Raw genomic sequence first — 14,513 nt, forward strand, 5'->3', positions numbered from 1 at the left:
CTGTGGACTGCCGACAAAACCGAGGACATGCCGATGCCCCAGCACACTCCCGACCCCGAGGATGTCTTCGCCTGGATCGATGCCGCGCACAGCGCGCGCGAGCGGGCCGGACTGGTCCGCACGCTCCGCCCCCGGCCGCCGGTGTCGGCGCTGCTGGACCTCGCGAGCAACGACTACCTCGGCCTGTCCCGGCACCCCGAGACCATCCGCGGGGCACAGGAGGCGGCCGCGTGCTGGGGCGCCGGAGCCACCGGTTCCCGTCTCGTCACGGGTACGACCGAGCTCCACGCCGAGCTCGAGCGGGAGCTCGCCGCCTTCTGCGGTTTCGAGGCCGCGCTGGTCCTGTCCTCGGGCTACGCGGCCAACCTCGCGGCCGTCACCGCGCTCAGCGACTGGGGCACGCTGGTCGTCTCCGACGCCGGGAACCACGCCTCGATCGTCGACGGCTGCCGGCTCTCGCGCGCCGAGACCGCCGTGGTCCCGCACTCGGACCCGGACACCGCGCGCAAGACGCTGGCCGCGCACGAGGGACGGGCACTGCTGGTCAGCGACTCGGTGTTCTCCGTGGACGGGGACGCCGCCCCGCTCGCCGGGTACGCCGCCGCGTGCCGGGACGAGGGTGCGGCCCTGATCGTGGACGACGCCCACGGGCTGGGCGTGCTGGGCGAGGGCGGCCGCGGCGCGCTGCACGCCGCCGGGCTCGCGGGCGCGCCCTACGTGGTCGCCACCCTGACCCTCTCGAAGTCCCTCGGCAGCCAGGGCGGAGCCGTTCTCGGCCCGGCCAAGGTGATCGGGCACCTGATCAACACGGCCCGCACCTTCATCTTCGACACCGGCCTGGCCCCGGCCGCCGCGGGCGCGGCGCTGGCGAGCCTGCGCCTGCTCCGCAGCGAGCCGGAGCGCGCGGCCCGCGCCCGGGAGGTGGCCGCCCAGCTGTACGAGCGGCTCACCGCGTCCGGCCTGACCGCGGCCCGGCCGGACGCGGCCGTGGTGTCGGTTCGGGCCCCGTCGGCGTCGGCGGCACTGCGCTGGGCCGCCGACTGCCGCGAGGCAGGTCTGTCCGTGGGGTGCTTCCGTCCGCCGTCGGTGCCGGACGGCATCTCCCGGCTGCGGCTGACCGCCCGGGCCGATCTCACGGGGGAGGAGATCGATCGGGCGGTCAGGACGATCCTCGGGACCGCGCCCGCCGGAGCCACGGACCGCTAGGCGCAATCACGCGTGCGCGTTCGCCCGTACGGAGGCGAGGAAGCCGCCCCAGGCCGGCCCGGTGAAGAGCACGGCCGGGCCGTCCGTCCGCTTGGAGTCGCGGACCGCCAGCAGGCCGTCATCGAGCACGGCCGCTTCCACGCAGTTGTTCATTCCGGTGCTGCGGCTGCTGCGCCGCCACCGCGCTCTGATCAGAAGTCCGCTCGTGCTTAAGGGGGTTGCGGACACGGGGGTGCCTCCTTACGCGTCGTCAGCGAGTGAGCTGATGAGTTCCGACGAGTCCTGGGGCGGGAGGGCGTGCGCCTGGATGGTGCGGAACGCGGCGCTGTACGCCTCTAGGTCTTCCTTCCGCTCCAGATAGAGGCTACTCGTCAAATGGTCGAGTACCACCACATCCAGATCGGCGATGTTCGGAAATGAGAAAATGACGAACGGTCCAGTGAGGCCGAGATGTCCCCCCACACTGAACGGCAGGACCTGGAGTCGTACTTGTGGCAGCCGCGCCACCTGCACGAGGTGCCGCAACTGCTCCGCCATCACCCCGGGCCCGCCGATCTGCCGGCGCAGCACCGCCTCGTCCAGGACCGCGCTCAACTCCAGCGGCGGATCGGCCCGCAGCACCGACTGCCGGGCCAGCCGTACGTCGACCAGCGCGTCCACCTTCGGCTCCGGCAGCCCGCCCAGCGCCGCCCGGGTCACGGCCCGCGCGTACTCGGGGGTCTGCAAGAGTCCCGGCACCACGGACAGTTCCACCGTGCGGGCCGACCGGGCCCCCGCCTCCAGGCTGATGAAGTCCCGGTACTCCTGGGGGAGCAGCCCCCGGTAGTCGTGCCACCACTGGCGGCCCCGCCCGGTGTCGCCGCCCGGTCCGGGTCCGGCGGCCGAGGCCGACAGCGCCTCCAGCAGCGCGCGCTGCTCCGGGCTCACGATCTCCCCGTAGGCGTCGAGGAGCAGCCGGATGTCCTCCGGTTTCACGCCGCTGCGGCCTGTCTCGATGCGGCTGATTTTCGACTGGTGCCATCCCATGATCCGGGCCGCCTCACCGCTGGTGAGTCCGGACCGGTCACGCAGGGCACGCAGTTCCTCGCCGAGCTTGCGCCGACGCACCGCGGGACCGTGCTGCACACCCGCCTCCTTCCACCGGCACAGCTCGCACCAGTCTGCCGTCCAAATACGCTCTTCCGTAGCAGAGTTCACCGCATCGAGCGACAGATATATGCATATCTTGGGGGAACGGCGGATCCGGCGGCACGATGGGTGGCACTCTGGCGTCCAGCACAGATCCGGGGCATTTCGCCCCGGTGGGAAAGGGACCGTCGCCATGGCAGACCACCAGGAAGCATCCGTCACTCTGCCGAGCGATCCCGCCTCGGTGGCTGCCGCCCGACGCTATGTCGCGGAGGTGCTGAGTGAATGGGGACTCCCCGATGACGCCGACACCGCCGACAGCGTCCGGCTGATCGTCTCGGAACTCGCCACCAACGCCGTACAGCACACCTTCGGCCAGTCGCCCACCTTCACCGTCGACGTCCGGCTGGAGCGCCAGGAGTGGCTGCGGGTCGGCGTCACCGACAGCCACCCGCGCTGGCCCAAGCGGCTCCCGGCCGCCGTCCAGCAGGACAACGGCCGGGGCATGGTCATCATCCGCTGGCTCACGGCGGAGGCGGGCGGGCGGCTCTCGGTCACCCCGACCGAGGACGGCGGCAAGACGGTGTGGATCGCGCTGCCCTGGACCGTCGCGGCGCCCGCGAGGAGCGTCACGGGCTGCTGACCCGCGGCACCCGTCCTGCGGATCGGGCCGGGCCGCGGGCCCGGAAGGCCAGGGCGCGAGCTCGGAGACGAGGGCGCGAACCCGGACGCGAGGCCGAGGTCTCAGACGAGGCCGCGCTCCACCGCGCTGCGCTCGATGCACAGTTCATTGCCCTCCGGGTCGGCGAGCACGACCCAGCCCATGACGCCGTCCGGCGCGCGGCGGTCGTCCACGACCTTCGCGCCGAGCCCGATCAGGCGCTCGACGGTCTCGTCCCGGGTGCCGGTGGCGGGCTGGATGTCCAAGTGGACCCGGTTCTTCACGGACTTGGTGTCCGGCACCCGGATGAACAGCAGTCCGGGCACCTCGGGCCGGCCCGGCTCCAGCAGGACCTCGTCGTCACCCTCCACGTCGTCGGGGTGGATCGGGAAGCCGGTCACCGCCGACCAGAACTCGGCCACCCGGTAGGGGTCGAGGGCGTCGAAGGTGATGTGGCGGACGGGGTTGACGAACATGTGTCTCCTCGGTGAGGGATCCGGACGCGGATCCGTATACGGAACCGGGCTGACGAGGTCGTGGAGTCGAACCAGGTGCCTGCCCGAAACGTGGGTTAACTCAACGGAAAAGCGCGGCGCCTAGCGTGGCGGCCACGTTCGACCGCCAATGATCACCCATGATCCGGTAAAGCTGCGGTGGTCGGGACGGAAAGCCTTTCTCTGTGTTGGGCAAGATCATGCTTGGCTCGGATATGCGCAGGTCAACAGAGTGTTGACGACCGTTAGGGTCGCCCCGGCACGATGTTGATCTTGTCCCGGAAACTTGGTGATACGTGTGCAACTGACACCGCACGAGCAGGAGAGACTGCTCATCCACGTGGCCGCGGACGTGGCCGAGAGGCGAAGGGCGCGCGGGCTGCGCCTCAACCATCCCGAGGCGATCGCGCTGATCACCTCGCACATCCTCGAGGGGGCCCGCGACGGCCGGACCGTGGCCGAGCTGATGGCCTCCGGCCGCGCCGTCCTGGGGCGCGAGGAGGTCATGGAGGGCATCCCCGAGATGATCCACGACGTCCAGGTCGAGGCCACCTTCCCGGACGGCACCAAACTCGTCACGGTCCACGACCCGATCGTCTGAAAAGGAGTGCCACCCGCATGATCCCCGGCGAGATCCTCCACGGGGACGGCCCGGTACTCCTCAACGAGGGCCGACCCGTCACCCGCCTCACCGTGCTCAACGCCGCCGACCGTCCGGTCCAGGTCGGCTCCCACTACCACTTCGCCGAGGCCAATCCCGGCCTCGACTTCGACCGCTCCGCCGCCCGCGGGCTCCGGCTCGACATCCCCGCCGGTACGGCCGTCCGCTTCGAGCCGGGCATCCCGGTCGCGGTGGAACTCGTACCGCTCGGGGGCCTGCGCACCGTACCGGGACTGCGCGGGGAGACCGGAGGGCCGCTCGATGGCTGAGATCTCCCGCCAGGTGTACGCCGACCTCTTCGGGCCGACGGCCGGTGACCGGATCCGGCTCGCCGACACCGACCTCTTCGTCGAGATCGAACAGGACCTCAGCGGCGGCCCCGGCCGGGCCGGCGACGAGGCCGTCTTCGGCGGCGGCAAGGTGATCCGCGAATCCATGGGGCAGGCCCGCACCACCCGGGCGGAGGGTGCCCCCGACACCGTGATCACCGGGGTCGTCGTCCTCGACCACTGGGGCATCGTCAAGGCCGACCTCGGCATCCGCGACGGCCGGATCTGCGGCATCGGCAAGGCCGGCAACCCCGACACCATGGACGGGGTGGAGCCCACACTCGTCATCGGTCCGGAGACCGAGATCATCGCGGGCAACGGGAAGATCGTCACGGCGGGCGCCATCGACGCCCACGTGCACTTCATCTCCCCGACCATCATCGAGGAGGCCCTGGCCTCCGGCATCACCACCCTCGTCGGTGGCGGCACCGGACCGGCCGAGGGCACCAAGGCCACCACCATCACCCCCGGACCCTGGCACATGGCCCGGATGTTCGCGGCGCTGGAGGCCTACCCCGTCAACATCGGCCTCCTCGGCAAGGGCAACACCATGTCCCGCGAGGCCATGCACTCCCAGCTGCGCGGCGGCGCCCTCGGCTTCAAGATCCACGAGGACTGGGGCGCCACCCCGGCCGTCATCGACGCCTGCCTGAGCGTGTGCGACGAGACCGGCGCCCAGCTCGCCATCCACACCGACACCCTCAACGAGGCCGGTTTCGTGGGCGACACCCTCGGGGCCATCGCGGGTCGGACCATCCACGCCTACCACACCGAGGGCGCGGGCGGCGGGCACGCGCCCGACATCATCACGGTGGTCTCCGAGCCCAACGTCCTGCCCAGCTCGACCAATCCGACCCGGCCGCACACCGTCAACACCGTCGAGGAACACCTCGACATGCTGATGGTCTGCCACCACCTCAACCCGTCCGTCCCCGAGGACCTCGCCTTCGCCGAGTCCAGGATCCGCCCCTCGACCATCGCGGCCGAGGACATCCTGCACGACCTCGGAGCCATCTCGATCATCTCCTCCGACTCCCAGGCCATGGGCCGGGTCGGCGAGGTCGTCCTGCGCACCTGGCAGACCGCCCACGTGATGAAGAAGCGGCGCGGCTTCCTCCCCGGCGACGGACCCGCCGACAACCACCGCGCCCGCCGCTACGTCGCCAAGTACACGATCAACCCCGCGGTCGCCCAGGGCCTGTCCCGCGAGATCGGCTCGGTCGAGACCGGCAAACTCGCCGACCTGGTGCTGTGGAGCCCCGCCTTCTTCGGCGTCAAGCCCGCACTCGTCCTCAAGGGCGGGCAGATCGCCTACGCGCAGATGGGCGACGCCAACGCCTCCATCCCCACCCCACAGCCCGTCCTGCCCCGGCCGATGTTCGGCAGCCACGGGCGCGCGCCCGCCCTGAACTCGCTGAACTTCACCGCACAGGCCGCGCTCGACGACGGACTGCCCGAACGGCTCGGGCTCGGCAAGCAGTTCGTGGCCATCGAGAGCACCCGCAAGGTGAGCAAGGCCGACATGCGGGGCAACGACGCCATGCCGAGGGTCGAGGTCGACGCCGACACCTTCACGGTCACCATCGACGGGGAGGCCGTGGAACCGGCGCCCGCGACGGAACTGCCCATGGCACAGAGATACTTCCTCTTTTGAAAGGGCCGCTTCCGATGGGCGCAGCCACATGAGCCTCGCCGCGCTGCTCGTCCTCGCCGACGGCCGCTTCCCCGCCGGGGGCCACGCCCACTCCGGCGGGGCCGAGGCCGCCTGCAAGGCGGGCCGGATCCACGACGCCGCCACCCTGGAGGACTTCTGCCGGGGCCGGCTGCACACCGCCGGCCTCACCGCGGCCGCGCTCGCCGCGGCCGCCGCCCTCGGGCTCGACCCGGCCGGGCTCGACGCCGCCGCCGACGCCCGCACCCCGTCGCCGGCGCTGCGCACCGCGGCCCGGCGGCTGGGCCGCCAGCTGCTGCGCGCCGCCCGGGCCACCTGGCCCGCCGCCGAACTGGAGGAGCTGGCCGCGGCGTTCCCGCGCGGGGCCCACCAGCCCGTCGTGCTCGGAGTCACCGCCCGGGCGGCCGGGCTCGGGCCGCGGGCCGCCGCGCACGTGGCGGCGTACGAGAGCGTCGGCGGGCCGGCCACCGCGACCGTACGGCTGCTCGGCCTGGACCCCTTCGAGGCGAGCGGGGTGCTGGCCCGGCTCGCCCCCGACCTCGACGCCGTCGCCGCCGAGGCCGAGCAGGCCGCGCTGCGCGCCCGCTCCGAGGGCCTGGACGCGCTGCCCGCCGCCTCCTCGCCGCTGCTGGACATCTCGGCGCAGACGCATGCCGACTGGCCGGTACGCCTCTTCGCCTCCTGAGCGCCCCCCGACCGGTCATCCGGACCACCCCCAAGGAGAACCCCCGATGCATCTGGACCACGCCGTGACCTACCCCCACCGGCACACCCGAAGCGCCGAGCCCCTACGGCCCGACGGCACCCGGCGCGCCCTGCGCATCGGGCTCGGCGGACCCGTCGGCTCCGGCAAGACCGCCACCGTCGCCGCCCTGTGCCGCGCGCTGCGCACCGAGCTCTCCATGGCCGTCGTCACCAATGACATCTACACCCGCGAGGACGCCGAGTTCCTGCTCCGCGAGGCCGTCCTGCCGCCCGAACGGATCACCGCCGTCGAGACCGGGGCCTGTCCGCACACGGCCATCCGCGACGACATCTCCGCCAACCTGGAGGCCGTCGAAGAACTGGAGGAGACCTTCCGGGAGAGCGGCCCGCTCGACCTGATCCTCGTCGAGTCCGGCGGGGACAACCTCACCGCCACCTTCTCCCGGGGACTCGTCGACGCGCAGATCTTCGTCATCGACGTGGCCGGCGGGGACGACATCCCGCGCAAGGGCGGCCCCGGCGTCACCACCGCCGACCTCCTCGTCGTCAACAAGACCGACCTCGCCCCGTACGTCGGCTCCGACCTCGGCCGGATGGCCCGCGACGCGGCCGAGCAGCGCGGCGAACTGCCCGTCGCCTTCCAGTCCCTGCGCGGCCCCGAAGGAGTGGCCCCGGTGGCCGCCTGGGTGCGCGAGCGGATCGCCGCCTGGGCCGTACGGTGACCAGCGCGGCCACCACCGCGGCCGCCACGCAGGCGTCCCCGGTGTCCCCGACGGGCCTGCGGGCCACCGCCCGCATCCACGCCGTGGCCGACGGGCGGGGCGGGACCGCCCTGCCGGTGCTGGCCGGCGAGGGCCCACTCGCGCTGCGCCGCACCCGGGGATCGGGGGCCGAGGCCGGGGTCGTGCTGGTCGGCGCGATGAGCGCCCCGCTGGGCGGCGACCACCTCACCGTCGAGGCCACTGCCGGCCCGGGGGCGAGCCTCGCCCTGGCGTCGGCGGCGGCCACCCTGGCGCTGCCCGGCCGGGGCGGCGAATCCGCGCGGTACGACGTGGGCCTGACCGTGGAGGACGGGGCGTCCGTGCGGTGGCTGCCGGAGCCGCTGGTGTCGGTGCGCGGCAGCGACCTACGGGTGCGCACCCGGGTCCGACTGGCCCCGACGGGCCGCCTGCTGCTGCGCGAAGAGCAGGTGCTGGGACGCTGCGGGGAGGCTCCGGGCCTGCTGCGCAGCCGCCTCAGCGTCACCCGCGGCGGCCGTCCGCTGCTGGACCAGGAGCTCGCCTGCGGACCCGGCGCACCCGGTGGCTGGGACGGCCCGGCGGGCCTGGCCGGCCACCGGGCGCTCGGCCAACTCCTCGTCGTGGACCCCGCCTTCGCCGAGCATCCGCCCGCGGCGCAGGTGCTGGGGGAATTCGCCGTGGTCACGCCGCTGGCCGGTCCCGCCGTCCTGGTGACGGCCCTGGCCCCGGACGCCCTGCGGCTGCGGGAGCTGCTCGACGCGGCGTGTCGTACCTACCACCGGTGAACACAGGACGAGGTAGAGGTGAACCTTTCCGGTCGCGGCACTGGGCCGCGGACGCCGCGTGGGGGAGAAGGCTCAGCGCGAGGTGCGCCGGGCCTTCTTCCGCTCCGCCTCCTCCTCGGCCTTGACCTCGGCCGCGTACCGGTCGACGTACTCCTGGCCGGACAGTTCGAGGATCGCGTACATGATCTCGTCGGTGACCGCCCGCAGGACCGCCCGCTCGCCCTCCATCCCGGCGTACCGGGAGAAGTCCAGCGGCCGGCCGAAGCGGATCGTCACCCGCCGGATTTTCGGGATCCGCTTCCCGGGCGGCTGGATCTCGAAGGTGCCGACCATCGCGCAGGGCACCACGGGCACCCCGGCGCCCAGGGCCATCGCGGCCACGCCCACCTTGCCCTTGTAGAGCCGTCCGTCGTGCGAGCGCGTCCCCTCCGGGTAGATGCCCAGCAGCTCGTCCTTGGCCAGCACCGCCAGCCCCTCGCGCAGGGCCGCCTGTCCGGCGTCCTTGCCGGAGCGGTCCACGGGGATCTGCCCGGCGCTGCGGAAGAAGGCGGCGGTGAGCCGGCCCTTGATCCCGGGGCCGGTGAAGTACTCGGCCTTCGCGAGGAAAGTGATCCGCCGCTTCAGGATCGCGGGCATCAGGAAGTGGTCGGAGAACGACAGGTGATTGCCCGCGACGATCGCCGCACCCTCCGCCGGGATGTTCTCCAGGCCCTCGATCCGAGGCCTGAACAGCAGCCGCAGCAGGGGGCCGAGCAACACGTGCTTGAGCAAGTGGTAGAACACCAGGCCGCTCCTGTCGATATCCCGTTGTCACCGCCATTTTACGAACAGTGAGCCACGGGCTGGAGGGGGGCGGCCGGAGTCTTCCTCAGACATTGCGCGCGGCGGCCATCCCGGCGGTCAGCAACCCCAGAACCACCCAGCCGAACCACAGCCAGCCGTTGCTGCCGAGGACCACGGAATACGTGGCGACGGCCACCAGTGCGGCGAAGGTCATGACAGCCATCGCCTTAACGGATCCGGTCATGCCTCATGGTGGCGCGCGAAGGCGGTCTTCCGCTACTGGCCACGCGCTCGGAGCGAGGCGAGATACGAGTTGTACGCCTCCAGCTCCCTGTCGCCGTTGCGGTCCTCGGCCCGGTCGGAGCGCTTCGCGGCCCGCTGCTCGGAGTGGTACCACTGGTAGACGAGGGCGATCAGGACCAGCACCGAGGGGATCTCGCTGAAGGCCCAGGCGATGCCGCCGCCCCACTGCTGGTCGAGCAGCGGATCGATGCCGAGGGAGGCGGGCGGGTTCGCGTACGTCTTGATCATCGGCTGGCTGCCCATCATCAGGGCGATGCCGAAGAAGGCGTGGAAGGGCATGCCCGCGAAGAGCTCCAGCATCCGCATCACGTAGCCCGGCCGGTGCGGACCGGGGTCGATGCCCATGATCGGCCAGAAGAAGATGAGGCCGACGGCGAGAAAGTGGACCATCATCGCGATGTGCCCGGTGCGGCTGCCCATCAGGAAGTCGAAGAGCGGGGTGAAGTACAGGGCGTAGAGGCTCGCGATGAACATCGGGATCGTGAAGGCCGGGTGGGTGATCACCTTCATGTACCGGCTGTGCAGCAGCATCAGCAGCAGCTCGCGCGGTCCCTTGTGGCCACGGGCGGCGGGAGCGAGCGCGCGCAGCGCCAGCGTCACCGGAGCGCCCAGCAGCAGCAGGATCGGGGTGATCATGCTGATCACCATGTGCTGGACCATGTGCACGCTGAACATGACCATGCCGTAGTCGCTCAGCATGGTGCACGTCACCAGGATCACGCTCAGCACGCCCAGGGTGAACGCGATGCTCCGGCCCAGCGGCCAGGAGTCCCCGCGCCGGCGCAGCCGCAGCACGCCCCACCCGTACAGGGCGAGCCCCAGCAGGGAGCCGATGAGGAAGAAGGCGTCGAAGGAGAACTCCAGCCCGCGTCCGAGAGTGAACGGCGGCAGGTCCATGTTCATGTCCGTGCCGTGCCCGCTGTGGTCCATCTGTTCACTCCCTTGACGTGGTGCCCCACCACAGTAGTGCCGCCCCCGGACGCTCGTGCGCGCGGGGGCGGCCCAGGACAAAAGGGGCGTACGAAAGGGTGTTACAGAACCGTCTGGGCCTCGTCGTACCGCTCGACCGGAACCGTCTTGAGGGTCTGCACCGCCTCGGCGAGCGGCACCATCACGATGTCCGTGCCGCGCAGCGCGGTCAGCATGCCGAACTCGCCCCGGTGCGCCGCCTCCACGGCGTGCCAGCCGAAGCGGGTGGCGAGGACCCGGTCGTACGCGGTCGGCGTGCCGCCGCGCTGGACGTGGCCCAGGATCACCGGCCGGGCCTCCTTGCCCAGACGGTGCTCCAGCTCGACGGCGAGCAGGTTGCCGATGCCGGCGAACCGCTCGTGGCCGTACATGTCCGTGCCGCCCTCCTCGAAGTCCATCGAGCCGGGGCGCGGCTTGGCGCCCTCGGCGACCACGACGATCGCGAACCGCTTGCCCGCGGAGAAGCGCTCGCCGACGATCGCCGTCAGCTCCTCGATGTCGAACGGGCGTTCCGGTACGACGATCGCGTGAGCGCCTGCCGCCACGCCCGAGTGCAGGGCGATCCACCCGGTGTGGCGGCCCATGACCTCCACGACCATCACGCGCTGGTGGGACTCGGCGGTGGTCTTCAGCCGGTCCAGCGCCTCGGTGGCCACCCCGACGGCGGTGTCGAAGCCGAAGGTGACGTCGGTGGAGGCGATGTCGTTGTCGATGGTCTTCGGGACGCCGACGATCGGCAGACCGGCCTGCGCGAGCAGGTTCGCCGCCTTCAGGGTGCCCTCGCCGCCGATCGGGATGATGGCGTCGAGACCCAGGTCGGCGACGTGCCCGCGGGCGCGCTCCACGCCGTCGCGCAGGTGCGCGGGCTGGACCCGGGAGGAGCCGAGGATGGTGCCGCCGCGGGCGAGGATGCCGGCTACGGCGTCGAGGTCGAGCTTGCGGTAGTCCGCCTCCAGCAGGCCCTTCCAGCCGTCGTGGAAGCCGATCACCTCGTCGCCGTGGTCGACGACGGCGCGGTGCACGACGGAGCGGATGACGGCGTTGAGGCCGGGGCAGTCGCCACCGGAAGTGAGCACACCTATGCGCATGGCAGGAAAGACCTTTGCAACGTGGCCGACGACCGGACCACGTCGTCCGGTGGGAACTACACGTCACCCTACAAGCGGAAGACGGGTGGGCTGAACCATCCTCCACATGCTGGTCCCCTCCGTGGTGCGAACGCACGTCGGCCCGGTTCCCACCAGGGGAATCCGGGCCGGACGTCTGCTTGCGGCGCTGTGCCGCGCCGCCCTACGCGGGCTGCGTGGCCGCCGCGATGCGCTCCGCGCGCAGCGCCTCGTACCACCGGTCGTCAAGGGCCGGCAGCGCGTTCACATCGAGGGCCAGCTTCAGCAGCAGGTCCGCGACCTGCGGGTTGCGCGCCATCACCGGGCCGTGCATGTACGTGCCGAACACCGTGTCGTTGTACGCGCCTTCGGTGCCGTCACCGGTGCCGTTGCCACGGCCCATGGACACCCGGGCGAACGGCTTCGCCGTCGGGCCGAGGTGCGTGACGCCCTGGTGGTTCTCGAAGCCCGTCAGCTGCGGCAGGCCCAGGCGCGGGTCGATGTCGGCGAGGACGTCGCCGACGCACCGCTCGCCCTCACCGCGCACGGTGACGACGTCCAGCAGGCCGAGGCCCTCCTGGCGCTGGCCCTGGTCGTTGACGAACTCCTGGCCGAGGATCTGGTACCCGGCGCAGACGGAGAAGACGATCGCCCCGTTCGCGACGGCGCGCTCCAGACCGCCGTCGCGCAGCAGGCGCTCCGCCGCCAGCCGCTGCGGCCGGTCCTCACCGCCGCCGATCAGGTAGATGTCGCCCGAGGTGGGGATCGGCTGGTCGCTGCGCACGTCCACGCGCTGCACGTCCAGGCCGCGCTGGCGCGCCCGGCGCTCCACCACGAGGGCGTTGCCCTGGTCTCCGTACGTGCTCAGCAGGTCGGGGTAGACCCACACCAGACGCAGGCTGTTGTCGCTCATGCTCTTGTCCTTTATGGGTACTAGTTGCCGACGCGGCGGCGCACGTCCTGGAAGGCGGTGTAGTTGGCGATCAGCTCGATCTGCCCGGGCGGCGCGAGCTGCACGGCCTCGTCGAGGGTCTCGCACACCCGGAAGTCCAGGCCCGCGACCTCGAGGCGGACCGCGAGGTCCAGCTTGCGGTCACCGATCACGAAGATCGGGTGGCCGGCCAGGCGCGGGTAGTCCACGTCCCACAGCCAGGAGGTGTCGGTGCCGTCGGCGCCGCGCGCGTTCACCGAGAGGACCACCGGGGTCGGCGGGGGATCGATCAGCGAAAACGTTTCGAGCCAGCCCGCCGGGTTCTTCGCGAGCAGCAGCCGCAGCTCACGGCCCTGGAAGGTGACGACGTCGTAGCGGCCTGCCACGGCCTGCACCTGGTACATCCGCTCCAGCGCGACCTGCGGCGGGACGCCGAAGACGGCGGCCACGGCGGCCGACGTGGCGGCGTTGGCCTTGTTGGCGCGGCCGGGCAGCTGGAGGTGGATCGGCCAGGCCGAGCCGTGCGGGTCCAGGACGTGGTCGCCGGAGAGCACCCAGCTCGGGGTGGGACGCCGGAAGCCGCACTCGCCGCAGAACCAGTCGTCGCCCGGGCGCTGCATGACACCGCCGCAGGAGGGGCACGACCAGGCGTCGTCCTTCCACTCCTGGCCGGCCGCCACCCACACCACGTTCTGCGAGGAGGATGCGGACCAGACGATCAGCGGGTCGTCGCAGTTCGCGACGATGACGGCCTTGGAGCCCGAGAGGCCCTCGCGCCACTTCTCCGCGAGCATGCGGGTCTCGGCGGCGCGGTCCAGCTGGTCGCGGGAGAGGTTGAGCAGGGCGATCACCTTGGGGGTGACGTCCCGGGCCACTCCGGCGAGGTACTTCTCGTCGACCTCGATGACGCCGTACTTGGCGTCCGAGCCGCCCGCCAGCGCCGAGGTGATGCCGGCCGGCATGTTGGCGCCGAGCGCGTTGGAGACGACCGGACCGCTGGCCCGCAGGGCCTCCGCGATCAGCCGGGTCGTCGTGGTCTTGCCGTTCGTCGCGGAGACGAGGACGACGTCGAGATGTTGCGCCAGCGCGCCGAGGAGATCGGGGTCGAGCCTGAGTGCGACCTTGCCACCGATCACCGATCCGCTTCCGCGTCCCGCGGCCCGCGACACCGCCGCCGCGGCCTTGCCCGCCGTCACGGCCAGCTTGGCCCGCGGCGAAAGCGGCTCCGTGTTGCCTGCCATCGTCCCTTGTCCTCCTTGCGTCGGTCGGCCCCAGCCTATCCAGTACCGGCCGGGGCCTTGACCGCGGCGCCCCCGGCCCGCCGCGGATCTCCTCATATAGTCGCCCGTCGTACGCTTACGGCCATGCGACAGCGCCCCATCCCCGGTACCACCGGCCTCGTCCGCACCATGAGCCTGCTGGGTGATCCGGTGCTCCACTCCGCTTGCGCGGAGGTCACGGAATTCGGTCCGGCCCTCGACCGGCTCATCGAGGACATGTTCGCGACGATGTACGCCGCCGAGGGGGTCGGTCTCGCGGCGAACCAGATCGGCGTCGGGCAGCGGGTGTTCGTGTACGACTGCCCCGACGACGAGGACGTCCGCCACGTCGGGCACATCGTCAACCCGCGGCTGGTGACGGCCGACGGGGACGAGTTCCGCGGGCCGGAGGGCTGTCTCTCGCTGCCGGGGCTGGAGGCGGGCACCGTGCGGTACGACCACGCGGTCGTCGAGGGCGTCAGGTCCGACGGCGCGCCGGTGCGGGTCTCGGGTACGGGGTTCTTCGCCCGTTGCTTGCAGCACGAGTGCGATCACCTGGACGGGACGGTGTACGCGGACCGGGTGACGGGGCTGCGGGCGCGGCGGTTGCGGCGGGCGATCCGCAAGACCCCGTGGGGCGCGCGGCCCCAGCACGGCTAGCCGCCCGCCGTACGTTCGGCCTCGGCCGGGCCGAACCAGCCTCGCCGGCGTTTGAGGCGCGGGTCCGGGCGGAGCCCGGTGCCCGGCGGAGCCGGGTTTCCTGGGGCTCCGCCAGATCGGC

Annotated in this window: 18 protein-coding genes; 9 read left to right on the forward strand and 9 right to left on the reverse strand. The window is 71.9% G+C overall.

Annotated elements, in window-relative coordinates; all coding sequences use genetic code 11:
• Positions 1-33 precede the first annotated feature (33 nt).
• Positions 34-1,206, forward strand: coding sequence for an 8-amino-7-oxononanoate synthase (locus tag ACZ4TV_RS30610; protein WP_468138382.1), 1,173 nt, complete (start codon positions 34-36; stop codon positions 1,204-1,206).
• 6 nt (positions 1,207-1,212) lie between these two features.
• Here ACZ4TV_RS30610 and ACZ4TV_RS30615 read toward each other — a convergent pair whose 3' ends face one another.
• On the reverse strand, positions 1,213-1,434 hold the full coding sequence (locus ACZ4TV_RS30615) for a DUF397 domain-containing protein (protein ID WP_468138384.1): 222 nt from the start codon (positions 1,432-1,434) through the stop codon (positions 1,213-1,215).
• Between the two features lie 12 nt (positions 1,435-1,446).
• Positions 1,447-2,331 carry a helix-turn-helix domain-containing protein gene (locus ACZ4TV_RS30620; RefSeq protein WP_468138385.1) on the reverse strand — a complete coding sequence of 295 codons (885 nt, stop codon included), beginning with the start codon at positions 2,329-2,331 and terminating at the stop codon, positions 1,447-1,449.
• Between the two features lie 196 nt (positions 2,332-2,527).
• Between ACZ4TV_RS30620 and ACZ4TV_RS30625 the strand changes: the two genes are divergently transcribed.
• The gene (locus ACZ4TV_RS30625; protein WP_468138387.1) at positions 2,528-2,977 is read left to right on the forward strand and encodes an ATP-binding protein; all 450 of its coding nucleotides are present in this window, start codon (positions 2,528-2,530) and stop codon (positions 2,975-2,977) included.
• Between the two features lie 101 nt (positions 2,978-3,078).
• Here the strand turns inward: ACZ4TV_RS30625 and ACZ4TV_RS30630 are convergent, their stop codons facing one another.
• Positions 3,079-3,471 (reverse strand): VOC family protein, encoded by a 393-nt coding sequence (locus tag ACZ4TV_RS30630; RefSeq protein ID WP_468138388.1) that lies wholly within the window; start codon positions 3,469-3,471, stop codon positions 3,079-3,081.
• 316 nt (positions 3,472-3,787) lie between these two features.
• Between ACZ4TV_RS30630 and ACZ4TV_RS30635 the strand changes: the two genes are divergently transcribed.
• The 6 genes from ACZ4TV_RS30635 to ACZ4TV_RS30660 are packed head-to-tail and all read left to right on the forward strand — an operon-like array spanning position 3,788 to position 8,381.
• Positions 3,788-4,090, forward strand: coding sequence for an urease subunit gamma (locus ACZ4TV_RS30635; protein ID WP_468138390.1), 303 nt, complete (start codon positions 3,788-3,790; stop codon positions 4,088-4,090).
• Positions 4,091-4,107: 17 nt separating this feature from the next.
• Positions 4,108-4,419 (forward strand): urease subunit beta, encoded by a 312-nt coding sequence (locus ACZ4TV_RS30640; protein WP_468138391.1) that lies wholly within the window; start codon positions 4,108-4,110, stop codon positions 4,417-4,419.
• Positions 4,412-6,133, forward strand: coding sequence for an urease subunit alpha (locus ACZ4TV_RS30645; protein WP_468138392.1), 1,722 nt, complete (start codon positions 4,412-4,414; stop codon positions 6,131-6,133). Before ACZ4TV_RS30640 ends, ACZ4TV_RS30645 begins: the two co-directional genes overlap by 8 nt.
• Before the next feature lie 28 nt (positions 6,134-6,161).
• Positions 6,162-6,836, forward strand: a complete 675-nt coding sequence (locus ACZ4TV_RS30650) for an urease accessory protein UreF (RefSeq protein ID WP_468138393.1) — start codon at positions 6,162-6,164, stop codon at positions 6,834-6,836.
• Between the two features lie 46 nt (positions 6,837-6,882).
• Positions 6,883-7,578 carry an urease accessory protein UreG gene (gene ureG, locus ACZ4TV_RS30655; protein WP_468138394.1) on the forward strand — a complete coding sequence of 232 codons (696 nt, stop codon included), beginning with the start codon at positions 6,883-6,885 and terminating at the stop codon, positions 7,576-7,578.
• A complete protein-coding gene (locus ACZ4TV_RS30660) occupies positions 7,575-8,381 on the forward strand; it encodes an urease accessory protein UreD (protein ID WP_468138396.1) in 807 nt (268 codons plus the stop codon). Before ureG ends, ACZ4TV_RS30660 begins: the two co-directional genes overlap by 4 nt.
• Positions 8,382-8,453: 72 nt before the next feature.
• On the opposite strand, the gene ACZ4TV_RS30665 is transcribed toward ACZ4TV_RS30660, so the two are convergent.
• The 6 genes from ACZ4TV_RS30665 to ACZ4TV_RS30690 all read right to left on the reverse strand — a co-directional run bounded on the left by ACZ4TV_RS30665 (position 8,454) and on the right by ACZ4TV_RS30690 (position 13,714).
• The gene (locus ACZ4TV_RS30665) at positions 8,454-9,164 is read right to left on the reverse strand and encodes a lysophospholipid acyltransferase family protein (protein ID WP_468138398.1); all 711 of its coding nucleotides are present in this window, start codon (positions 9,162-9,164) and stop codon (positions 8,454-8,456) included.
• Between the two features lie 85 nt (positions 9,165-9,249).
• A complete protein-coding gene (locus ACZ4TV_RS30670) occupies positions 9,250-9,408 on the reverse strand; it encodes a hypothetical protein (protein WP_468138400.1) in 159 nt (52 codons plus the stop codon).
• A gap of 32 nt (positions 9,409-9,440) precedes the next feature.
• Positions 9,441-10,397 carry a cytochrome c oxidase assembly protein gene (locus tag ACZ4TV_RS30675; protein ID WP_468138401.1) on the reverse strand — a complete coding sequence of 319 codons (957 nt, stop codon included), beginning with the start codon at positions 10,395-10,397 and terminating at the stop codon, positions 9,441-9,443.
• 101 nt (positions 10,398-10,498) lie between these two features.
• On the reverse strand, positions 10,499-11,524 hold the full coding sequence (locus tag ACZ4TV_RS30680; protein WP_468138402.1) for a 6-phosphofructokinase: 1,026 nt from the start codon (positions 11,522-11,524) through the stop codon (positions 10,499-10,501).
• A 202-nt stretch (positions 11,525-11,726) separates the two neighbouring features.
• Positions 11,727-12,455: a type 1 glutamine amidotransferase gene (locus tag ACZ4TV_RS30685; protein ID WP_468138403.1), complete on the reverse strand. Its 729-nt coding sequence runs from the start codon at positions 12,453-12,455 to the stop codon at positions 11,727-11,729.
• Between the two features lie 20 nt (positions 12,456-12,475).
• The gene (locus tag ACZ4TV_RS30690) at positions 12,476-13,714 is read right to left on the reverse strand and encodes a MurT ligase domain-containing protein (protein ID WP_468138404.1); all 1,239 of its coding nucleotides are present in this window, start codon (positions 13,712-13,714) and stop codon (positions 12,476-12,478) included.
• A 123-nt stretch (positions 13,715-13,837) separates the two neighbouring features.
• On the opposite strand from ACZ4TV_RS30690, the gene def reads away from it, so the two are divergent.
• Positions 13,838-14,392 (forward strand): peptide deformylase, encoded by a 555-nt coding sequence (def, locus tag ACZ4TV_RS30695; RefSeq protein WP_468138405.1) that lies wholly within the window; start codon positions 13,838-13,840, stop codon positions 14,390-14,392.
• Positions 14,393-14,513: the final 121 nt, after the last annotated feature.

This window comes from Streptomyces sp. NPDC028910, assembly GCF_055564955.1.